This window comes from Stenotrophomonas sp. GD03777 (assembly GCF_029842485.1).
Classification (GTDB): Bacteria; Pseudomonadota; Gammaproteobacteria; order Xanthomonadales; family Xanthomonadaceae; genus Stenotrophomonas; species Stenotrophomonas sepilia.
In genome coordinates, this window is sequence record NZ_JAOCGL010000025.1 from 13,100 (window position 1) to 34,215 (window position 21,116).

Here is a 21,116-nt window from a genome sequence, read left to right on the forward strand (position 1 = left end):
CGCGATGCTGGCCTTGGCCAGCCTGCTGCTGGCAACCCTGGTCAGCGTGGCGGTAGTGGGGTGGATGCCCCGGCCCGCGCCGCCACCGATGCGGCTGGACCATGCGATGCAGGTGCTGCGTGGGGAACAGGCGCCGGCGCCACTGGGATTGCATATGTCGACGCAGGACGCGCCACCCCGGGGCAGCGCCAGTGACTGGCTCACCCAGTTGGCGGCGCTGCAGATGGACCTGCCGGCCAGGAATGTACGCCTGGTGTGGACGGGGCAGGGCAGGGCGCCCGATGTGCAGGTCATCGAGGGTGGCGCGGTACTGGACGCCTCCGCTCGTGCTGGCGTGCTGAAATCGCAGGCCGCGTTGCTGACCGCCATGCAGTGGCCGCCGTTCGAACTGGGGATGCGGCAAGCCGATGGCCGATGGCGGGTGGTCGGCAGCGACCACAGTGAACTGGCGGCCTGGCGCCGCCAGGTGATGCTCGCCCTGCTGGGCGGTGCGATCCTGCTGGCCCCTCTGGCGGCGTGGGCGTCGATCCGGTTGGGGCGCCCGCTGCGACGCCTGGCTGAAGCCAGCGCACGGGTCGACCTGCAGGCCGAAACGCCATTGCCTGATGACGGTCCACGCGAAGTGCAGGTACTGGCCACAGCGATCAGCACCGGTCGCGAACGTCTGCGCGCCCAGGCACGGGACATGACCCATATGCTGGCGGCCGTGGCGCATGACCTGCGCACGCCCCTGACCGGCCTGCGCCTGCGCGCGGAGTTCGCTCCCGCGCCACAGGCCGCCAGGATGGTGGCAGACATCGAGCGCATGGATACGATGATCGAGCAGGTGCTCGACTACGCACGCGGTGAGCTGCAGCCGTTGCAGATGCGGATGCTGGATCTTTCAGCGCTGCTGGAGGACTGCGTGCAGGCGGCGCTGCTGCGCGGGGTCGACATTTCCCTTCAGGGCCCGGATACGTTGCCGTGGCATGGCGATGCGCTGCTGCTCCGGCGCGCGGTCGACAATCTCATCGACAACGCCGAGCGCTACGCGGGCGCCGTGGAGCTGTGGGTCGCCATGGCGGGGGATGGAGTGCAGCTGGACGTGATGGACCGCGGCCCTGGCATCGCCGAGATCGATCGCGCACGCCTGCTGCAACCGTTCCAGCGCAGCGAGGGCTCGCGTAGCCGCGCCACCGGGGGCGCCGGACTTGGACTGGCCGTGGCTGCCAACGTGGCGAAGCGCCACGCGGGCGAACTTCAGCTGTTGCACCGCGAGGGCGGGGGGCTGATCGCGCGGCTGCTGCTGGGACGCACTTCCTGAGTCAACTCCGATTTGCTTCCACTGGCCACTCCTCCATATGATTAGGTGCCTAATCATTCAGTGAGGAAAGGATGATCGAAGCCAAGCATAAGGCGTTGCTGGAGGAAGCGCAGCGGCGCGGCCACGCCAACATCGCGCAGCTGCGCCTGTGCTTCCAGCTGCTCTCGTTGTCCTCGTCGATCGATCGCGACTGCGCTGCACGGTTGGCACCGCACGGGCTCAGCGAGGGTCGCTTCATCTTGCTGTTCCTGCTGCACGGGGCCGGCGGCGCACTGGCGCCGCACGCGCTGGCCGAGCGCGCTGGCGTGACCCGGGCCACCATCAGCGGCCTGCTCGATGGCCTGCAGCGCGAAGGCCTGCTGCAGCGTCGCAGCGATGACGAGGATGGCCGTCGTCTGCAGATCGTGTTGACCGCACCGGGCAAGCGTTTGGCCGAGTCGCTGTTCGAGCGGCACACACAATGGATCAGCGGCCTGTTCAACGGCCTGGATGCTGATGAACGGCAGCAGCTGTCACAACTGCTGCACAAGGTCTGGCAGCACACGGACACCGGGCGGGAAGCCTCCGCATGAGCACGCCCATTCCCGCGGAACGGCTGCGTGCACTCAACAGCGGTGGTGCCGCTGCCACGCATCTGGCCGAATGCCTGGCAGTGGATTTCGCCGCGCTGTTGCAGGGGGTGGCACCTGTGCTCGAGCCGGAAGCGCTGCAATGTATGCGCGACGCCTCCGGCAAGGGCATCACCCAGCGCATGGCGCTGGCGGCGCGGTTGCTGCACGAATCCGGGCAGGGTGATCCCGCGCACTGGCAGGCACACGCATCAGACACCGTGCGTGGCTGGGCCTGCTACCTGATTGGCAGCGATGCCGGCGCGGCGCTGCCGGCCAAGCTGCGGGCGATGCGTCCGCTGGCTGACGACCCGCACTTCGGCGTGCGCGAATGGGCATGGCTGGCGCTGCGCAGCGACATCGTTGCCGCACCGTTGCAGGCGCTTGAGTACCTGCAGGTGTGGACGCAGGAAGCATCGCCTTACCTGCGCCGCTTCGCCTGCGAAGCGCTGCGCCCACGAGGCGTGTGGTCCACGCATATCGCGCTGTTCAAGCAGCATCCAGAACTCGCGTTGCCGATGCTGGAAGCAATGGCCAACGACCCGGAGCGCTACGTGCAGGACTCGGTCGGGAACTGGCTCAACGATGCCGGCAAGACTCGCCCGCAGTGGCTGCGTGAGCTGTGCGCACGATGGCAACAGCAGCACCCTGGCGATGCCAATGCCTACATCCGCAAACGCGCCATGCGCTCGTTGCGGTAGTGCCGGCCGCTGGCCGGCAACCTCATCAACCTCAAGGAAGGCCTTCCATGTCCTACACCCTCATCGAGCTCTACACCGCTCTGGCCACCTTGTAACAGCGCCTCCGGAGGCGCATGGCACATGCGTCTGTCACCCGGACGCGGTAAACAGGACATTGCCCATGTCCATCCGCAGGGAAGTTGATCATGCAGAGCACGCTCCAGGTAACGCTGTACGGCCCGCAGGGCGATACGCCGGCACTGCAGCTGCCGCAGATGGAAGGGCCCTCGGTGGCCATCCCGGAAGCGGTACTGCGCCGGCTGGTGTCCGATCTCTACACCACCCGTTCCCTGCTCAATCCCGAGCAGCTGGACGAGGCCCGGCAGGAGCTGGACCGCGTGCTGGAGCGCTGGGCCGACATCCACGAAGGCCTGCTGCTGGACGTGGAAGTGCATGGCAGATGAGCGACGTTGCACAGCGGCCACCACGTGCGCTGCGCAGTCAGGCGCATCACTGAACCGCGCCCCCAGTTGCGGATGAAACATTTTGCACTGCGCAAAAGCTGTGCTATCAATAGATCCCATGAACGCAGCCGCTACCCGCTTTTACTGGTATTACTTTCCGAAGCCACTGGCGGAGGAAGGACTGCGCTCACCCTGAAGAAAGCTTCAGACGCATTCCCGAAAGCCGCCAGCGAACCTGGCGGCTTTTTTCATGCCGCCACGCTGGGGACCCCCAACGTTCCGGAGATCTCCTGCAATGCCCCCGCACACCGACGACCTGCGTATCCGCACCATCGAACCGCTGACACCGCCCGCCCAGCTGCTGGCGATGCTGCCCTGTGACGATGAGGCTTCCGACACCGTCAGCGCCTCGCGCGCGGCCCTGCACCAGATCCTGCACGGCCGTGACGACCGCCTGGCGGTGGTGGTGGGCCCGTGCTCGATCCACGACCCGAAGGCCGCCATCGAGTACGCCCAGCGCCTGAAGCCGCTGCGCGACGCGCTGGCTGGCGAGCTGGAAATCGTCATGCGCGTGTACTTCGAGAAGCCGCGCACCACGGTGGGCTGGAAGGGCCTGATCAACGACCCGGACCTGGACGGCAGCTTCAGGATCGACAAGGGCCTGCGCATCGCCCGTGGCCTCCTGCGCGACATCAACAAGCTCGGCCTGCCGGCCGGTGTTGAATTCCTCGATGTGATCTCGCCGCAGTACATCGCCGACCTGGTGGCATGGGGCGCGATCGGCGCACGCACCACCGAAAGCCAGGTGCATCGCGAGCTGGCTTCGGGGCTGTCGTGCCCCGTCGGCTTCAAGAACGGCACCGATGGCAACGTGAAGATCGCCGCCGACGCGGTGGGTGCGGCATCCAACCCGCATCATTTCCTGTCGGTCACCAAGCAGGGTGGCACTGCCATCGTGTCGACCACCGGCAACCCGGATTGCCATGTGATCCTGCGCGGTGGCAAGCAACCGAACTACGACGCTGGCAGCGTGGCTGAGGCCTGCCAGGTGCTGGCCAAGGCCAAGCTGCCGGCGCGCCTGATGATCGATGCCAGCCATGCCAACAGCCTGAAGAACCCCGAGAACCAGCCGAAGGTGATCGACGACATCGCCGCTCAGATGGAAGACGGCGAACAGCGCATCGTGGGCGTGATGATCGAGAGCCATCTGGTCGGGGGCCGCCAGGAACTGGTGGAAGGCCAGCCGCTGGTCTACGGGCAGAGCATCACCGATGGCTGCATCGACTGGGACACCACCGTGACGGTGCTGGAGCGACTGGCTGCGGCCGTGCGCGCCCGTCGCGACGTGAAGGTGTCCGAAGCCGCCTGAGTGCGGCACGTGTGTGGATGGCGGCCAGCGCCTGCGGGGGTGCGGCCGCGATCAGGGCCGGCCGGAGTTGGAGACCGGCCCATCTGCACCGGCGATGCGCCTGGCGCTGCGCATGAGCGACAGCGCCAGGTACATCGCCGGGGTGGTGATGCCGATATTTGTAGCGTCGAGCCATGCTCGACGTGCGCGCGACGCGCGTTGGCGTCCTGCAAAGCGCAGTCGAGCATGGCTCGACGCTACGAAGAGGCTCAATGCACTTCGTCGTGGTACACGAACTTCGGCATTTCCCAGCGATAGTGGATCGCCAGCAGGCGCAGCGCGAAGCCGCCGCCCAGGCAGCACAGGATCGCGGTGGCGTCGGCCACGCCCCAGTGCAGCAGCAACAGATACGCCGCGCCGGTCAGCAGCGCGATGATCGCGTACAGCTCCTTCTGGAAGATCAGCGGCACCTCGTTGCAGAGGATGTCGCGCAGCACGCCGCCGAACGCGCCGGTCAGCATGCCGGCGATCAGCACGATCGGCATCGCATGGCCGGCCTCGCGCGCGATCGAGCAGCCGATCAGGGTGAAGGCGATCAGGCCCAGGCCATCGAGCACCAGGAAGGTGCGCCGGAAGTGGTGCATCCAGCGCGCCACCCAGGTGGCGATCAGCGCCGCGCACACGGTGAAACCCAGGTACTCGGGATGCTTCACCCAGCCCAGCGGATAGTGGCCGAGCAGGATGTCGCGCAGCGAGCCGCCCCCGAGGGCGGTGACGCAGGCGATCATGACCACACCGAACAGGTCCATGCGGCGGCGGCCGGCAGACAGTGCACCGGTCATGGCTTCGGCGGAAATGGCAACCAGGTAGATGATGGACAGCAGCATGGAACAGGCTCCGGGCGCGGTGGGGCCGGCCATGCGCAACTGCCACCACTGCCTGCGCAATGACGGGATGACGATGACCGGTGCCGCTCCCGCTGTCCTTTTGCCTGAGAGTTCAGCGGCGTTGGCCGCGTGCCCCTTCGGCGGATCGTCCCGGGCGTGCCCGGTGACCTCTCTCCAGCTCGGCGAGTCGAATGCATGGTTGGTGGGATTCCAGCCCACCGGCCTGAGCGATCATGGGAGCCTGCGCCTTCGGCGGGCGCCAGCGCGGCGCCACTCTCCTGCATTCGGGCGCCAGTATATCCGCTGCAGTGCAGCACGGCATAATCCGGGCATGGCCCCGTCCCTCCGCCCGTGGTTCCTGTACCTGCTCGAATGCCGCGATGGCAGCTATTACGCCGGCATCAGCACCGACGTGGATGCGCGTTTCGCCGCCCACCAGGCCGGCAAGGGCGCGCGCTACACCCGGGCCCGGCCACCGCTGCGCGTGCTGGCCGTGCGCGAATACCCGGACCGGGCCGCCGCCTCGCGGGCCGAGTGGCAACTCAAGCAGCAGCCGCGCGAACGCAAGCTGGCCTGGCTGCAGGCGCCGGTCCTGTAGATCCACGCCACGCGTGGATGGGCTACCCGGCCCATGCGATGATCGCCCCGCGCCCAGAGCTGGAGACCCGGATGTCCACGATCGCCCTGCTGTTTGCTCTTTCCGCAGCAACGAGCCCTGCCCCCGACCCGGCCACGATCGCGGCCATCGAAGCCACCTGCCATGACTACGTCGATGGCCAGCTGGAGGCGGACCCACAGCGCGTCGCCCGCTCCCTGCATCCGGACCTGGCCAAGCGCGCTGTGCTCGGCGATACACCCGACGAACGCCTGGGCCTGCGCCGGATGTCGAAGGAAGAACTGGTCTCGCTGACGAAGCAGGGCGCGTTGAAGACCCCGAAGGATCAATGGGATCGTCGCTGCACGGTGCTGGACGTGACCGGCAACGCGGCCTCGGTGCGGCTGGAGACCCCGTGGTTCGTCGATTACTTCCACATGGGGCGCTTCGACCAGCGCTGGGTCATCGTCAACGCGTTGTGGTATCCAAAGCCGAAGGCACAGTGAGCGATGCGTGCCGCCGGCAAAGCATGGATCTCCGTCGTCGTGCTGGTCGCCGGCATCGCGCTGCTGCCTGGCCTGCTGTACCTGCTCGGGCTGGCATTGGCAGGCGGTCGGCCGACGCCGGCCGACCGTGCGCCCAGTGGTGTGGCTGCGTGTAGCAGCGAGCCACGGGCGGGATACCAGCCGATGAACCCCTGGCGCTTTACCGCCCAGTTCTTCGACAAGGACGCGATGAAGAAGGTGCCTGAAGTGGAGCGGGAGGCCTTCTGGATTGCCCGGCGCTACCTGTGGCGGCAACCGCAGCGCGGCATGCTGCGCTGGCATCTCAGCAGTACCGCACTGACGATCTGGATCACCCGGCATTGGAGTGCCGCGCAGATTGCCGACACCGCGAGGAAGGAGGACTTCTGCCGGACCTGGTCGAAACGGCGGGTGCCCGGTGGCCCGATGAACCAGTAGATCCACGCCATGCGTGGAGGGTGTTGACCGGGTCAGAGCCCTTTCCTGTGGAAAGGGATCCGACCCCGTTGCGTGCAGCCCTACCGCCTCGGCCGCCGGTCATCCTGGTCATCACCGAAGATGATCCGCGCACTGCGCTGGTAGCTCCAGTACGCGACTGCCCAGTTCAGCAGCACCACGATGCGGTTGCGGAAGCCGATCAGGAAGAACACGTGCGCGGCCAGCCAGAACCACCAGGCCAGCACGCCGGAAAGCTGCAGCCGGCCCAGGTGCACGATCGCGGCCATGCGGCCGATGGTGGCCAGGTTGCCGTAGTCGGCGTACTTGAACGGGCCGGGCTCGGGCTTGCCGTGCAGGCGCGCGCGGATCACCTCGGCCACGTACTTGCCCATCTGCTTGGCGGCCGGTGCCACCCCGGGTACCGGCTTGCCGTCGGCCTGGCTCAGTGCGGCCAGGTCGCCGGCCACGAACAGCTCCGGGTGACCGGGCAGGGTCAGGTCCGGTTGCACCGGCACGCGTCCGGCGCGGTCCAGTGGCACGTCCAGCGTGCGCGCCAGCGGTGAAGCGGCCACGCCGGCGGCCCAGACCACGGTGCGCGCCGGTACGAACTGTTCGCCGAGCTTGAAGCCCTGGCTGTCGATGTCGCTCACCGGGGTACCGGTCAGCACTTCCACGCCCAGCTTTTCCAGTTGGCGGCGCGCCTTCAGCGAAAGCACATCCGGGAACGAGGACAGCACGCGGGGCCCAGCCTCGACCAGCCGCACCCTGGCGCTGGCCGGGTCGATGTGGCGGAATTCGTTGCGCAGCGTGTGGCGCGCGATCTCGGCCAGGGTGCCGGCCAGTTCGACGCCGGTGGGACCACCGCCGACGATGGCGAAACTCAGCCACGCCGCCTTCTTCGCCGGGTCCGGTTCGGCCTCGGCGCGTTCGAACGCCAGCAGCAGCTTGCGGCGCAGCGCGATGGCATCGTCCAGCGTCTTCAGGCCGGGCGCATCATCGGCCCACTGATCGTTGCCGAAGTAGGCGTGGGTGGCGCCGGTGGCCAGCAGCAGGCTGTCGTAGTCCAGCGTGCTGCCATCGGCCATGCGGATCTGCCGCGCCCGCTTGTCGATGGCCACCACTTCGCCGAGGCGGACTTCCACATTGCGCTGGTGGCCGAGGATGTGGCGCAGCGGCGCGGCGATATCCGGCGCGGACAGGCCGGCGGTGGCCACCTGGTACAGCAGCGGCTGGAACAGGTGATGGTTGCGGCGATCGACCAGGGTGATGCGTATGCGCTCGCGGGCCAGGGCACGGGTGGCCCAGAGACCGGCAAAACCGCCGCCGACAACGACCAGGTGGGGAACGCGCTCGCGACTCATCGACTCACTCCAGTGGGGGCATCGGGGGAAGCGCCTGGCATCTTCGCACGGCGGCCACCTGTCACGTCAGCGCCTGCCCGGATCGGCGATACTCGGGTTCAGGCAACGGCCCGTGAGGAGCCCATGAGCGAACCGGAAAAGCGCATCGCCCTGTTGATCGACGCCGACAATGCGCCGGCCTCGAAGATCGACGAGGTCCTGGCGGAAGTCGCCCGCTACGGCGTGGCCAACGTGCGCCGTGCCTACGGCAACTGGAAGAGCCCGCGACTGAAAGGGTGGGAAGCGGTGCTGCATGAGTATGCGATCCGACCGATCCAGCAGTTCGCCTACAGCAAGGGCAAGAACGCTTCGGACATGGCGATGGTGATCGATGCCATGGACCTGCTGTACGCGCGCAACCTTGATGGCTTCGCCATCGTCTCCAGCGATGCGGACTTCACCCCGATGGTGATGCGCCTGCTGACCGATGGCGTGAAGGTATATGGCTTCGGCGAGAAGAAGACGCCCGAGCCATTCGTCAATGCGTGCTCGAAGTTCACCTACCTGGAGGCACTGGGGCAGACCCATGCCAGCGTGCCCGATGCCGAACAGGCGTCCAGCGAGCAGGCCTCGAACGAGCCGGTGGCCAACGACGATGCGCGTCCACGCAAGAGCGGTGCGGAAATGCGCAGTGACACCCGGCTGGTGAAGATGCTGCGCCGTGCGGTGTCCGCGGCCGAGGGTGAGGATGGCTGGTCGCACCTCGGCCCGGTCGGCAGCCAGATCGGCAACCAGGCCTCGTTCGATCCGCGCAACTATGGCTACGGCAAGCTCAGCGACCTGCTGGCGGCGATCGGCCTGTTCGAGCTGAAGAAGGACGGCAAGTCGTCCTACGTGCGCGCGCTGCCAAAAAAGAACAGGTAGTGCCTGCTGCTGGCCGGCAATGCCCGGATGCCAGATCCCGCATCCGGCACGCACATCTCCACCCGATCAGGCGTATCGTTGCCGCTCGCATTGCCAGCAAGGAAAACCCGCATGTTGAAGATCTGGGGCCGCCGCAATTCTAGCAACGTCCGCAAGGTACTGTGGTGCGCCGAGGAAATCGGCCTGCCGTACGAATCCATCGAAGTCGGTGGCAGCCATGGTGGTACGCAGACCCCGGAGTACCAGGCGATGAATCCCAACGGCCTGGTGCCGGTGATCGAAGACCACGGCTTGCCGCTGTGGGAATCGAACACCATCGTGCGCTACCTGAGCGCCCGCTATGCACTGGGCACCCTGTACGCTGAGGACCCGATGGAACGCGCCCAGGCCGAGAAGTGGATGGACTGGAGCACGTCGCGGATGGCGCCGCTGTACAGCGACCTGGTCTGGGGCATCATGCGCACCGCGCCGGCCGACCGCGATGAAGCGCGGATCAATGCCGCCATCGTGCGCGCCGGTGACTACCTGGCGATGGCCGACGCTACCCTGGCCAGGCAGCCGTGGCTGTCGGGCGAGAAGTTCGCGATGGGCGACATCCCGCTGGGCTCGCTGGTCTACGCCTGGTACGAGCTGCCGATCCAGCGACCGGAGCTGCCGCATCTGGCTGACTGGTATGCGCGGCTGCGTGAGCGCCCGGCCTACCAGCGCGGCGTGATGTCGCCGCTGACGTAAGCGAAGGCGTCCGGGGTCAGAGCCCTTTTCTGCGAAAAGGGATCCGACCCCAGGGCATCGGGGTCGGATCCCACCCGACGGGTGGGCTCTGACCCCTCAATACAGGTCCGTTGGATCCACATCCAGCGACCAGCGCACCTTGCGTGCTTCCGGCAGCGCATACAGCTGCGGAACCAGCTGCGCGAGCACGCCATGCAAGGGTGGCCGCTGCGGCGCCGACAGCAGCAGCTGTGTGCGCTGGTAGCCCGCGCGCCGCGGCATCGGCGCCGGCATCGGGCCGTACGCCTCCACCACGTTCTGCTCGCCCAGCAACTGCCGCGCAGCCAGCAGGAACGCATTGGCGTGCTCGACCTGCTGCGCTTCGGCGCGCATCAGCGCCAGGTGCGCGAACGGGGGGAACCCTGCGGCTTGCCGCTGGTTCAACTCGGCCTGCGCGAACGGGTGGTAGCCACCGCTCACCAGGGTTTCCAGCAGCGGGTGACCAGGGTGATGGGTCTGCAGCCAGACCTCGCCGGGGTCACGCGCACGTCCTGCACGACCGGCCACCTGGATCAGCTGCTGCGCCAGCTTCTCGCTGGCGCGGAAGTCGGCGGAGAACAGGCCTTCGTCGATGCCGACCACCACCACCAGGGTCAGCTTCGGCAGGTCGTGGCCCTTGGCCAGGATCTGCGTGCCGACCAGGATGCCGGGCTGGTCGCCCAGTTTCGCCAGCTGCTGCTCCAGCGCATCGCGGCGTGAGGTGGTGCCACGGTCGATGCGCACCACCGGGAAATCGGCGAAGGCGGCGGTGAGGTGTTCTTCCAGGCGTTCGGTGCCGATGCCCTGCGGCTGCAGCGCCAGGCTGCCGCAGGCCGGGCATGCCAACGGCGCCGGTTGGCGCGCGCCACAGTGGTGGCATTGCAGGCGTCGGCCGCCGCCATGCACGGTCATCGGCGCATCGCAGCGCTGGCACGGCGCGGTCCACCCGCAGTCGTGGCACAGCAGCACCGGTGCGTAGCCACGGCGGTTCTTGAACACCAGCACCTGCTGGCCACGCTGCAGGTGTTCGCCGATGCCAGCCAGCACATCGGCCGAGAGGCCATCGTGCAGCGGCCGCTTGCGTACATCGAGGATGCGCACGCGCGGTGGCCGCGCATCGCCGGCGCGCTGCTTCAGGCGCAGGTGCGTGTAGCGCCCGGCGTAGGCGTTGTGCAGCGTTTCCAGTGAAGGGGTGGCGCTGCCGAGCAGCACCGGAATGCCCAGCGCCTTGGCGCGCACCAGAGCGAAATCGCGCGCGTGGTAACGGATGCCGTCCTGCTGCTTGTAGCTGCCGTCGTGTTCCTCGTCGACGATCAGCAGGCCGGCCTGCGGCAATGGCGTGAAAACCGCCGAGCGGGTGCCGACGATGACCCGCGCTTCGCCTCGGGAGGCGGCCGCCCAGACGCGCGCGCGCTCGTTGTCGTTCAACCCCGAATGCAAGGCGTGCACGGCGATGCCCAGGCGGCCGCGGAAACGTGCCAGGGTCTGCGGGGTCAGGCCGATTTCCGGTACCAGCACCAGCGCCTGCCTGCCCTGCGCCAGGCAATGGATGATCGCCTGCAGGTAGACCTCGGTCTTGCCGCTGCCGGTCACGCCGTCCAGCAGGAACGGCTGGAAGCCGTCGGCAGCGTTGATCGCAGCCACCGCCCCGGCCTGGTCCGGGTTGAGCGTGGGGCCGGGCAGCGGCTGCGCATGCTGCGGTGCCACCGTCATCGCCACGCGCTCGGCCAGCTCGCGCTTGGCCAGGCTGCGTGCAGCGGTGCGCCAGTCGGCCATGCGTTCGCCGAGCACGTCCTCATCCACGATCGCTCCTGCCAGCAGCTCGGCCAGCTGCCGCGGACGGCTTCCGGCGCGCAGCTTTTCGCGCTGGGCGTGGCCTTCGGTGGTCAGCTGCCAACCCCAGTGGTGGGTGTCGGGCAGGGCCTCGCCATGGCGCAGCGGGCCGGGCAGGGCGGTGCTCAGCACCTCGCCCAGTGGCGCATGGGTGTAGCGCGCCAGCCACTGCAGGCTCTGCCAGAGTTCGCCCTGCAGCAGCGGCTGCCGGTCGCACCAGGCCAGCGCCTGGCGCAGTCCCTGGCCGTCGTCGGTCTGGCCGTGGCCGGCCACCACGCCGACCAGCTCGCGGTTGCCGAACGGCACCTTCAGGCGGCAGCCGACCGCGGCCGTGGGGCCATCGCCCTCCGGCGACAGGTAGTCGAACAGGCGGGGCAGGGGGACGGGCAGGGCGACCTGCAGGGTCGGAATGGGTGAAAGCATCGGGCCAGTGTAACGGGCCATGCACGCGCGAATGGCAGGGGGCAGACGTGCCCGGGCGACGACCGTTGAATCATAAATGTCACCTAAATATCGGTGTCCATTGGAGATTCAGTCTTATCCACACGTTCTGTGGATAACGTTGTGCGTTACCGGTCGACGGGAACGCAGGAGGCCGATGGCGACGAGCTCACCCTTGGGTTGGTCAAAAAATCGCCACACTTGAAAGGCATTCAAAATCAACAACTTGAGTGTGAAACATTGCTGAAACAGAGTGAATTCAGCGGCATGCCGCAATTTCCCGCGCGGGGAGCGTGGTGCTGTGCACAACCTGCAGCACGAAGTGCCTGTGGGCGCAAGTCCTACGGGTGCCGATGGGCTGCCGCTATCATGCCGGCAGACCTTTGGAGTGACCGATGACGGCTGTGCCCGCCCCTGTTTCCTCGACCGCGGCCGGCGCGCTGTCGGCGTTCCTGCGTGGCGTCGAACGCCGCGCCCTGGTGGTGGCTGAACTGCAGTGCGGCGATGCCGCCCGTGCCGAGCAGACCCTGGTGGCAGTGATGCGCGCGTTTGCAGCGGTCGCCAGCGACCTGCCGATGGCGCAATGGCCGACCCGCTTCTGGACCCTGCTGGGCCAGCGCCAGGCGCTGCGCGAGCCGGCGGGCGGGCAGTGGGCGCCGTCGTTGGCCGCGTTGGGCGCGATGCCGCCACTTCCACGACTGGCGCTGCTGCTGCGGGTGGGCGGCAGCCTGGACGAGGGCATCGCCATGCGCGTGCTCGACCAGGACGAGGCCGGTTACCAGCACCTGCTGGCCGATGCCTGCCCGCGTGATGCCCAGGGCCGGCCCGATGCCGTGGCCTGGCGCCAGTTGGCCGAGCAGGTACAGACCCGTGTCCGTGACCTGCCGGCCGCACGCCTGCAGCAACTGCAGCAGCCGGCCGCACCCACCACCCACAATGAAGCACCGGCCTCCAGCTGGCGCGCACCGCAGCGGGACGAGCGTGCGGCCGCCAACGGCAAGCGCCGCCGCGCGAATGCCAGGCCGCGCTGGCGCGGTCCGCTGATCCTGCTGGTGACCGTGGCGGTACTGCTGGCCGCCGCGCTGGGGTGGCGCCACCTGCAGGGACATTCGTTCGGCAGCGATGCACCCTTGCCGGAGGGCGTGGTGGGCGAAGCCGGTCCGGTGACCGTGGAAGCCCTGCCACCGAGCAAGGTGGACGCCACACCGGACGCGGGCCAGGCGCAAGCCAATGATGACGCAGCGATGCTGGCAGATCGCGACTACCCGCTGGTCGCCGATGCCGACCTGTACGCGTGGACTGCCGCGGGCGGCCCGCTGCCGGTGGATGAATCGCAAGCCAAGCCGAGCCGGCCGGAGCCGGCCAGTGCCACGCTGGAAACGGCTGCCGCCGATGAATAAGTCCGTGCTCGCCAGCCTGCTGCTGGCCCTGCCGCTGTCGCTGTCCGCCGCACCGCAGCCGTTGAGCGTGCCGTTGCCGCCACCGGTTCCGGGCAGTTCGCCGGCCACGCCGGCGTCGGCCGCTGCAACAGCACCTGCCGAATTCGCTCAGCTGGATACGCAGCAGCAGCGACAGCGCCGTGCCGACTACGCCGCCTGGCGCGCATTGCCGGAAGCAGAGCGCGAGCGCATCCGTCAGGCGGCTGCGCGCTTCAATTCGCTGCCGGCCGATCAACAGCAGCGCATGCGGCAGCAATTCCAGGCGCAGGATCAGGCGTTCCGCGCCGGATGGCGGCTGGGCCCGCAGCTGGGCCTGGAATTCCCCAAGCTGCACGGACTGTTCGGATTCGTGCCACCGGAGCAACGCGAGACCGCGCTGGCCGTGCTGCGCCAGCTCAACCCGGCGCAGCTGGCCCAGCTGGCCCTGGTCGCGCAGCGCACGCCGCCGCAGGAACGCGACACGGTACGCAGCGCCTTCCTCGCCGTGCCCGCCGCCGAGCGCGACAGCTGGCTAAAGCGCCAGGCCGGCCAGTAGAAAAGGGGACGGAGGGGATTAAGTCGTATCAGGCCAGTCAGTGCCGAATGCGACTTAATCCCCTCCGTCCCCTTTTTGCTTGGGGCGGCTGAAACCCAGCATTCACGCCATGTCATGGGAATGCAGGCGCCGCCCGCGTAAGATGGGCGCCCGCAACCCGGTGCCTGTGCCCTTCGCGCGCAACCGCAGTTCGCGTCAAGCACCTTATGTCTACTGCAACCTCCACGCCGCGCTTCAGCAAGGAAGTCGGCGCCACCGGTCTGCTCGCCCTGCCGCTCGTGCTGGGCCATGTGTCCACCGGTCTGATCTCCTTCGTCGACAACGTGATTGCCGGCCACCACGCTACGGCGACCCTTGCCGCAGTCACCATCGGTACGGCGTTGTTGTGGCTGCCGATGCTGATTCCGATCGGCACCCTGATCTCGCTCACCGCTTCGGTGTCGCAGCTGCACGGCGCCGGCCGCGAGCGCGAGATCGGCCCGCTGTTCCGCCAGGCACTGTGGCTGGCGCTGGGGCTGGGGCTGATCATGTTCACCTTCCTCACCGTGGTGCCGCCGCTGCTGCCGGCCTTCGGCATCGCGCCGGACATCGTGCCGGGGGCGACTGCGTTCCTGCATGCGGTGCGCTGGGGTGGCCCGGCGCTGACCCTGTACTTCTGCATGCGTTATCTCAGCGAGGGCATGCACTGGACGCTGCCGACCATGCTGCTCGGCTTCGGTGGCCTGCTGGTGCTGGCGCCGATGGGCTACGTGCTGGCCAATGGCAAGCTCGGCTTCCCGGAGTTGGGGGCCGAGGGCCTGGGCATCGCTTCGGCGGTGATGATGTGGCTGCAGGCGACCGCATTCGCCCTGTATCTGTGGCGGACCAAGCGCTTTGCCCATCTGCAGCTGTTCTCCCACTTCGAGGGACCGCGCTGGAAGGCGATCTGGGAGCTGCTGCGCACCGGCCTGCCGATCGGCATCACCGTGCTGATGGAAGGCGGCCTGTTCATCGTCACCGCCTTGCTGATCGGCCGCCTGGGTGCCAATGAAGCGGCGGCACACCAGATCGCGATCAACGTCGCGCAGCTGTGCTTCATGATCCCGATGGGCGTGGCCGAGGCCACCACCGTGCGCGTCGGCCATGCGGTCGGCCGTGGTGACGGCTTCGGCGTACGGCGTGCGGCGTGGGCCGGTTACGCGATCATCATGGGCACGCAGACGTTGTCAGCGGCGGTGCTGCTGTTCGGCCACGATGCCATCGTCGGTGTGTACACCAACGACCTGGCAGTGGCCGGCCTGGCCTCGACCCTGCTGCTGTACGCGGCCACCTTCCAGTTCCCGGACGGCATCCAGGTGCTGTCGGCGGGTGCGCTGCGCGGCCTCAAGGACACCCGCGTGCCGATGTTCATCGCCATGTTCGCGTACTGGGGCCTGGGCATGCCGCTCGGCGCCGGGCTTGGCCTGGGGCTGGGCATGGGCCCGCAGGGCATGTGGATCGGCCTGATCGTCGGCCTGACCGCCGCTGCCATCCTGATGGGCTGGCGCCTGCGCCGCAGCAGCCAGCGCATCGGGCAGTCCGCGCTGTCCTGATCGTCCTGCCCGCCATGCCGACCCATGGCGGGCGATCCCCTGACTTGTGTCCGATGCCGCATCACGCGGCACCGGCTATGCTGGTACCACGGCAAGAAGCCATCCGGAGCGTTCCATGAATCAACCCGTGCCCCCGCTGCCCCCGGCGCGTCGCAACCCCGTCGCCAGTTTCTTCATCGGGCTGTGGGACGTCATGAACTTCACCCGCCGGTTGATCCTCAACCTGGTGTTCTTCGGCCTGCTGTTCCTGTTGCTGGTGATGTTCGTCATCGCCGCCGGCATGGGTGCCGGTGCCAGCAAGTCGCTGCAGGACCGCACGACGCTCGTGATCGCGCCGGAAGGCCGCCTGGTCGAGCAGTTCAGTGCCGATCCGGTCAGCCGCGCACTGGCCAAGGCCGTGGGTGACAACGGTGCCGAAGAGATCCAGCTGCGCGACCTGCTGCGGGTGATCGAGTCGGCCAAGGAAGACAAGAAGATCGAGCGCGTGGTGCTGGAGCTGGACAAGCTGCAGCCGTCGGGCTTCGCCTCGCTGCGTGAAGTCGCCGCCGCGCTGCAGGACCTGCGCGCTTCCGGCAAGCAGCTGGTGGCCTACAGCGAGAGCATGGGCCAGTCGCAGTACCTGCTGGCTGCACAGGCCGACGAGGTCTACCTGGACCCGATGGGTTCGGTCGTGCTCGAAGGCCTCGGCCGCTACCGCCAGTACTTCCGCACCGGCCTGCAGGACAAGCTGGGCGTGGACGTGCACCTGTTCAAGGTGGGCGAGTACAAGTCCGCGGCCGAACCGTACGTGCTTGACGCCGCGTCGCCGGCCTCCAAGGAAGCCGACCTGTTCTGGATGAACGATGTGTGGCAGCGCTACCTGGGCGACATCGCCAAGGCGCGCCGCCTGGATCCGGCACAGCTGGCTGCCGGCATCGACACGCTGCCGGAAGGCATTGCCGCCGCCGGTGGCGACCTGGCCAAGTTCGCGCTGCAGCAGAAGCTGGTGACCGCGCTGAAGACCCGCGAGGAATTCGAGGATCTGATGATCGAGCGCGGCGTGGCCGACGAAGACGCCGACGGTGGTTTCCGCAACGTCGACTTCGGCCGTTACCTGGCCCTGCTCGACGCCCGCCGCAACCCGGTGGACTCGCGTCCGCAGGTGGCCGTGGTGGTGGCTGCCGGCGAGATCAGCGGTGGCGACCTGCCGGCCGGCCGCATCGGCGGCGAGTCGACCTCAGCGCTGTTGCGCGCCGCGCGCGACGACGACAACGTGAAGGCCGTGGTGCTGCGCGTCGATTCGCCGGGCGGTGAGGTGTTCGCCTCCGAGCAGATCCGCCGTGAAGTGGTGGCGCTGCAGGCCGCTGGCAAGCCGGTGGTGGTGTCGATGGGCGACCTGGCTGCCTCCGGTGGCTACTGGATCAGCATGAATGCCGATCGCATCTACGCCGATCCGTCGACCATCACCGGTTCGATCGGCATCTTCGGCATGGTGCCGAACTTCAGCCGCGCGCTGGACAAGATCGGCGTGCACACCGATGGTGTCGGCACCACCCGTTTCGCCGGTGCATTCGATGTCACCCGCCCGATGGATCCGGCCGTGGGCCAGGTCATCCAGTCGGTGATCAACAAGGGCTACGCCGACTTCACCGGCCGCGTCGCCGACGCCCGCAAGAAGCCGGTCGAGGCGGTGGACGAGGTGGCCCGCGGCCGCGTGTGGAGCGGTGCGCAGGCCAAGGAACGCGGCCTGGTCGATGCCTTCGGTGGCCTGAAGGATGCCGTGGCCGACGCTGCCAGCCGTGCCAAGCTGGGCAAGGCCGACGCTTATCGCGTGCGCTACATCGAGAAGGCGGCCACGCCGTTCGCACAGTTCGTCAGCGGTTTCGCTGGCAGTCGTGCCGGTGCCTGGATGCTGTCCGATTCGGGCATGGCGCGGATGATGCTGGCACGCACGATGCCGGAAGTGGACACTCAGTTGCGCTTCGTCGAGAACGCGGCCCGCGAAAAGGGCAACGGCGCACCGGTGAAGGCGCTGGCGTACTGCTTCTGCGGGTTCTGACCGGCAACGCTATCGAATGAAAACGCCCGGCTCAGGCCGGGCGTTTTCGTTCATGGGGTCGGATTCCTTGGCTTCGCAAAGGGCTCTGACCCCACCGGTCATTGCGCCGCGTCGGCCTCGGCCTTGCGCTCACGCGCGGCAGCATCATCGACGGTTTTCTGCACGCCCTTGGCGCGGTCCAGCGGCTCCTGCATCGCATGCGACATCGCTTTGGGTACCGGTGGCTTCTCCGGGTTCGGCGTCGGCGGACGCTGGCAGGCAACCAGCTGCACGATGGCCAGCAGGGACAAGAACAGGATCAGGATGCGCATGGCGGTACTCCGCGGTGGGCGTTCGCGCAGTGTCGCATCTCCGGCAACGCGCTGCCGTGAGCGCGTATCCTTGCGGCATCGAAACACAGCGGGCGCGGCCCCGGAGGACACATGACCCAGCAACGGTGGCGCCTGGACGGCCAGACGGCCCTGATCACCGGCGCCAGCGCCGGCATCGGCCTGGCCATCGCGCATGAACTGGCGGGGCTCGGCGCCGATCTGATGATCGTCGGCCGCGATATCGACATGCTGGAGACCGCGCGCGACGAACTGCTGGATGTGTATCCGCAGCACCAGGTGCATGCGCTGGCCGCGGACGTCTCCGATGACGAGGACCGCCGCCAGATCCTGGACTGGGTGGAAGACCACAGTGATGGCCTGCACATCCTGGTCAACAACGCTGGTGGCAACGTCACCAAGGCAGCCACGGAGTATTCCGAGGACGAGTGGCGCAAGATCTTCGAGACCAACCTGTTCTCGGCCTTCGAGCTGTCGCGCTACGCGCATCCGCTGCTGGCCCGGCACGCGTCGTCGTCGATCGTCAATGTCGGCAGCGTGTCCGGGCTGACCCACGTGCGCAGTGGCGTGGTCTACGGCATGACCAAGGCCGCGATGCACCAGATGACCCGCAACCTGGCCGTCGAGTGGGCCGAGGATGGCATCCGGGTCAACGCGGTGGCGCCCTGGTACATCCGCACGCGGCGCACGTCCGGTCCATTGTCGGACCCGGACTACTACGAGGAAGTGGTCAACCGCACGCCGATGCGCCGCATCGGTGAACCGGAGGAAGTGGCCGCAGCCGTGGGCTTCCTGTGCCTGCCGGCGGCCAGCTATGTCACCGGCGAATGCATCGCAGTGGATGGCGGTTTCCTGCGCTACGGCTTCTGATCATGCGGTGGTAGTGCCGGCCGCTGGCCGGCAACCACGAGATCTTCAGGTGATTGCAGTTGCCGGCCAGCGGCCCGCACTACCGCATGGCAGTCACCCCGGTACCGGGCAGTTGCTGGCCTCCAGCACGCCCTGCAACCGTTCGCGTTCGCCCCGGGCCTTGTCGCGGTTCTCCGGTGAGGCGAACCGCTCGCGGCCACGTGCGTCGCGGAAGCGTTGCTGCCAGCTGCTGCAGCGCTGCGCTTCCGGCAGTTCCTCGCAGCGGTCGCGCACCACTTCGCAGCCTGCAGCATTGACCGGTGTGGCGCCGCCCAGGCCCTGCACGGTCATCAGTTCGCAGCGGCCGGGGGCAGCTTCGTATTCGTGCAGGTAGCCACCGCCCTGGCTGTCGGTGCACTGGAAGATGGGCGGCAGCGGCGGCTTCGGCGGCGCATTGCTGTCCGGCGCGGCATCAGCCTGGCGTGGCAGCGATGCACTGTCGAGTATCAGATCGCCGCCTTCGCGTTCGACCATGCCGGCTTCCATGATCGTGCGTCCTTCGCCGGGGCGGCGGGGGCTGGGCGCGGAAGCCGGCGGCATACCCGCCGCCGCCGGTTCGGGTGGCGACGGCACAGGGGTCGGCGTGGGCGGCGCACTGGCAGCGGCCGGAATCCGCACCACCTGCTGCTTGCTGCCGGCAGGGCAGGGCGTACGTTGCAGGGTGGGCACATCGCTGTTGCTGGAGGTGCAGCGGTAGATCACCCCGTCGTCGGCCACTGCGTTGCCGGCGAACAGGCCCAGGGCCAGCCAGATCAGGTTCTTCATGCGCACAGCGTACATGCCACGGCAGGTGCTGCGCTCAGCGGTCGCAGTCCCGCGACAGGCGTGCGTCGATGCCACGCTGTTCGTTGCTGATGGCAGTACGCTCGCTCTGCAGCGCACTGTTGTAGCGGCGGTCCAGTTCCCAGCGGCGGTCGCGCAGGCGCGCGCAGACTTCCTGCGGCGGCAGCGCATGGCAGCTGTCGCGGACCAGCACGCTGCCGGCCGGAACCTGCACACCGACACCCACCGCGGGCGGCCGGTAGCCGGTTCCTTCACCGATGGGGGTGCCGACCGGCGTGCCGAAGGCCGGGCGTGGGCCGGGATGGACCGGGCCGTGGTGCCCGTGCGGAAGCCAGACGCTGGTCCACAACGGTACCCAGCGCGGATTGCCCTCGTTGTTGTCGCTGGTATAGCGGCGACCGTCGTCGCTCACGCATTCGTACAACGGTTGTGGTGGCTGGAGGTAGACGTGGCGGACCTCACGATCACGCATCACCGGAACCTCGTCCGGCCGGGCGGGTGCCGCGTCGCTGCGCACCACCCGGGGGGCCGGGTCGCGCGGGCGCTGCAGGTCACGCACTTCCTGCCGGCCACTGCTGCAGGGCTTGTCCTGCAGGGCCACGGCGCCGTTGCTGGCGACACAGCGGTACACGCGCACGTCCTCGGCGGCGGGTGCGGTCCATGGCAGCAACAGGCACAGGCCCAGGGCGGTGCGCAGCAGGTTCATGGCGGCAGGGTGCGTGATTGTCCGCGGCAGTGCAATCGTCCGCTCAGGAGCGCAGCACGTTGCCGCTGAGCGCGTCGCGGATCGGGGTCGGTTGGGCCAGGCCACCGGTCTCGCCATCGAGCAGGCCATCGAGCAGGCGCAGCAGGCGCGGATCCAGCTCGGCGCGACTGCGTGCCGGCGGTTCACCTGCCAGGTTGGCGCTGGTGGAGACCAGCGGCCCGCCCCAGGCGCGGCACAGGGCGGCGACCAGTGGGTGGGCGCTGATGCGTACGGCGATGCCGCTGTGTTCACCGGTGACCCACGGTTGGGCGCGCGGACCGGCCGGCAGGATCCAGGTGTTGGCGCCCGGCCAGCTGGCCAGAACCGCACGCTGGCGGGCGTCGGGCAGCGCCTGCAGGCGGACCCAGCCCTCCAGCTGCGACAGTTCGGCGGCGACCAGGATCATGCCCTTTTCGATCGGGCGCTGCTTCAGCCGCAGCACCGCGTGCACCGCGGCTTCATGTGACGGATCGCAGCCCAGGCCCCAGACCGCCTCGGTCGGATAGGCAATCACGCCACCGGCGCGGAGCGTGGCGACAGCAGAGTTCAGGGTGAGTTCTTTCATGACGGCGACCGGCCCGGCGTGGGCGTCCATTATCCCCCCGCCGCGTGCAGAAGGGGGGGAACGCACC

The 21,116-nt window shown here is 68.2% G+C and carries 22 protein-coding genes and 2 riboswitches; of the genes, 15 read left to right on the forward strand and 7 right to left on the reverse strand.

Features of this window, described 5'->3' with window-relative positions:
* Positions 1 to 4 precede the first annotated feature (4 nt).
* From N5E02_RS07940 to N5E02_RS07960, 5 genes are all read left to right on the forward strand, one after another.
* Entirely contained in the window at positions 5 to 1,303 is a 1,299-nt protein-coding gene (locus tag N5E02_RS07940; protein WP_065186316.1) for an ATP-binding protein, read from the forward strand.
* 71 nt (positions 1,304 to 1,374) lie between these two features.
* Positions 1,375 to 1,875: a MarR family transcriptional regulator gene (locus N5E02_RS07945; protein ID WP_279946153.1), complete on the forward strand. Its 501-nt coding sequence runs from the start codon at positions 1,375 to 1,377 to the stop codon at positions 1,873 to 1,875.
* Positions 1,872 to 2,612 (forward strand): DNA alkylation repair protein, encoded by a 741-nt coding sequence (locus N5E02_RS07950; protein ID WP_065178809.1) that lies wholly within the window; start codon positions 1,872 to 1,874, stop codon positions 2,610 to 2,612. The genes N5E02_RS07945 and N5E02_RS07950 overlap by 4 nt, the downstream gene beginning before the upstream one ends.
* A gap of 185 nt (positions 2,613 to 2,797) precedes the next feature.
* Positions 2,798 to 3,055, forward strand: a complete 258-nt coding sequence (locus N5E02_RS07955; RefSeq protein ID WP_005419663.1) for a hypothetical protein — start codon at positions 2,798 to 2,800, stop codon at positions 3,053 to 3,055.
* A gap of 295 nt (positions 3,056 to 3,350) precedes the next feature.
* Complete coding sequence (locus N5E02_RS07960; RefSeq protein WP_065186318.1) at positions 3,351 to 4,424, forward strand: 3-deoxy-7-phosphoheptulonate synthase; 1,074 nt, start codon at positions 3,351 to 3,353, stop codon at positions 4,422 to 4,424.
* Positions 4,425 to 4,672: 248 nt separating this feature from the next.
* Here the strand turns inward: N5E02_RS07960 and N5E02_RS07965 are convergent, their stop codons facing one another.
* Entirely contained in the window at positions 4,673 to 5,290 is a 618-nt protein-coding gene (locus tag N5E02_RS07965) for a trimeric intracellular cation channel family protein (RefSeq protein ID WP_005419661.1), read from the reverse strand.
* Positions 5,291 to 5,374: 84 nt separating this feature from the next.
* Positions 5,375 to 5,478: riboswitch (glycine riboswitch) on the reverse strand.
* 13 nt (positions 5,479 to 5,491) lie between these two features.
* Positions 5,492 to 5,581, reverse strand: a riboswitch (glycine riboswitch).
* A gap of 40 nt (positions 5,582 to 5,621) precedes the next feature.
* Here N5E02_RS07965 and N5E02_RS07970 point away from each other — a divergent pair.
* The 3 genes from N5E02_RS07970 to N5E02_RS07980 all read left to right on the forward strand — a co-directional run bounded on the left by N5E02_RS07970 (position 5,622) and on the right by N5E02_RS07980 (position 6,847).
* Entirely contained in the window at positions 5,622 to 5,888 is a 267-nt protein-coding gene (locus tag N5E02_RS07970) for a GIY-YIG nuclease family protein (protein WP_005419660.1), read from the forward strand.
* Positions 5,889 to 5,959: 71 nt separating this feature from the next.
* Positions 5,960 to 6,391: a nuclear transport factor 2 family protein gene (locus N5E02_RS07975; protein WP_032954574.1), complete on the forward strand. Its 432-nt coding sequence runs from the start codon at positions 5,960 to 5,962 to the stop codon at positions 6,389 to 6,391.
* 3 nt (positions 6,392 to 6,394) lie between these two features.
* Complete coding sequence (locus N5E02_RS07980; RefSeq protein WP_065178806.1) at positions 6,395 to 6,847, forward strand: hypothetical protein; 453 nt, start codon at positions 6,395 to 6,397, stop codon at positions 6,845 to 6,847.
* An 80-nt stretch (positions 6,848 to 6,927) separates the two neighbouring features.
* Here the strand turns inward: N5E02_RS07980 and N5E02_RS07985 are convergent, their stop codons facing one another.
* On the reverse strand, positions 6,928 to 8,208 hold the full coding sequence (locus N5E02_RS07985; protein WP_065178805.1) for an NAD(P)/FAD-dependent oxidoreductase: 1,281 nt from the start codon (positions 8,206 to 8,208) through the stop codon (positions 6,928 to 6,930).
* Between the two features lie 123 nt (positions 8,209 to 8,331).
* On the opposite strand from N5E02_RS07985, the gene N5E02_RS07990 reads away from it, so the two are divergent.
* On the forward strand, positions 8,332 to 9,111 hold the full coding sequence (locus N5E02_RS07990) for an NYN domain-containing protein (RefSeq protein ID WP_049470953.1): 780 nt from the start codon (positions 8,332 to 8,334) through the stop codon (positions 9,109 to 9,111).
* A 111-nt stretch (positions 9,112 to 9,222) separates the two neighbouring features.
* On the forward strand, positions 9,223 to 9,843 hold the full coding sequence (locus tag N5E02_RS07995) for a glutathione S-transferase (RefSeq protein ID WP_005419650.1): 621 nt from the start codon (positions 9,223 to 9,225) through the stop codon (positions 9,841 to 9,843).
* A gap of 96 nt (positions 9,844 to 9,939) precedes the next feature.
* Here the strand turns inward: N5E02_RS07995 and N5E02_RS08000 are convergent, their stop codons facing one another.
* Entirely contained in the window at positions 9,940 to 12,117 is a 2,178-nt protein-coding gene (locus N5E02_RS08000) for a primosomal protein N' (protein ID WP_005419648.1), read from the reverse strand.
* Positions 12,118 to 12,530: 413 nt separating this feature from the next.
* Here N5E02_RS08000 and N5E02_RS08005 point away from each other — a divergent pair, with 413 nt between their 5' ends.
* The 4 genes from N5E02_RS08005 to sppA all read left to right on the forward strand — a co-directional run bounded on the left by N5E02_RS08005 (position 12,531) and on the right by sppA (position 17,718).
* Entirely contained in the window at positions 12,531 to 13,535 is a 1,005-nt protein-coding gene (locus N5E02_RS08005; protein WP_095378171.1) for a hypothetical protein, read from the forward strand.
* A complete protein-coding gene (locus N5E02_RS08010; RefSeq protein ID WP_032954564.1) occupies positions 13,528 to 14,109 on the forward strand; it encodes a DUF3106 domain-containing protein in 582 nt (193 codons plus the stop codon). Before N5E02_RS08005 ends, N5E02_RS08010 begins: the two co-directional genes overlap by 8 nt.
* A 206-nt stretch (positions 14,110 to 14,315) precedes the next feature.
* Positions 14,316 to 15,680 (forward strand): MATE family efflux transporter, encoded by a 1,365-nt coding sequence (locus tag N5E02_RS08015; RefSeq protein ID WP_005419642.1) that lies wholly within the window; start codon positions 14,316 to 14,318, stop codon positions 15,678 to 15,680.
* 115 nt (positions 15,681 to 15,795) lie between these two features.
* The gene (gene sppA / locus N5E02_RS08020; RefSeq protein ID WP_065178802.1) at positions 15,796 to 17,718 is read left to right on the forward strand and encodes a signal peptide peptidase SppA; all 1,923 of its coding nucleotides are present in this window, start codon (positions 15,796 to 15,798) and stop codon (positions 17,716 to 17,718) included.
* A gap of 98 nt (positions 17,719 to 17,816) precedes the next feature.
* On the opposite strand, the gene N5E02_RS08025 is transcribed toward sppA, so the two are convergent.
* On the reverse strand, positions 17,817 to 18,029 hold the full coding sequence (locus N5E02_RS08025) for a hypothetical protein (protein WP_279946154.1): 213 nt from the start codon (positions 18,027 to 18,029) through the stop codon (positions 17,817 to 17,819).
* A gap of 111 nt (positions 18,030 to 18,140) precedes the next feature.
* Between N5E02_RS08025 and N5E02_RS08030 the strand changes: the two genes are divergently transcribed.
* The gene (locus N5E02_RS08030; protein ID WP_005419635.1) at positions 18,141 to 18,917 is read left to right on the forward strand and encodes an SDR family oxidoreductase; all 777 of its coding nucleotides are present in this window, start codon (positions 18,141 to 18,143) and stop codon (positions 18,915 to 18,917) included.
* Positions 18,918 to 19,010: 93 nt separating this feature from the next.
* On the opposite strand, the gene N5E02_RS08035 is transcribed toward N5E02_RS08030, so the two are convergent.
* From N5E02_RS08035 to N5E02_RS08045, 3 genes are read right to left on the reverse strand one after another with little or no spacing between them, the layout of a single operon-like run.
* The gene (locus N5E02_RS08035) at positions 19,011 to 19,721 is read right to left on the reverse strand and encodes a hypothetical protein (RefSeq protein ID WP_197598661.1); all 711 of its coding nucleotides are present in this window, start codon (positions 19,719 to 19,721) and stop codon (positions 19,011 to 19,013) included.
* A gap of 34 nt (positions 19,722 to 19,755) precedes the next feature.
* Positions 19,756 to 20,445 carry a DUF4124 domain-containing protein gene (locus N5E02_RS08040; protein ID WP_235649060.1) on the reverse strand — a complete coding sequence of 230 codons (690 nt, stop codon included), beginning with the start codon at positions 20,443 to 20,445 and terminating at the stop codon, positions 19,756 to 19,758.
* Between the two features lie 43 nt (positions 20,446 to 20,488).
* Complete coding sequence (locus tag N5E02_RS08045; protein ID WP_235649061.1) at positions 20,489 to 21,079, reverse strand: Sua5/YciO/YrdC/YwlC family protein; 591 nt, start codon at positions 21,077 to 21,079, stop codon at positions 20,489 to 20,491.
* Between the last annotated feature and the right edge of the window lie 37 nt (positions 21,080 to 21,116).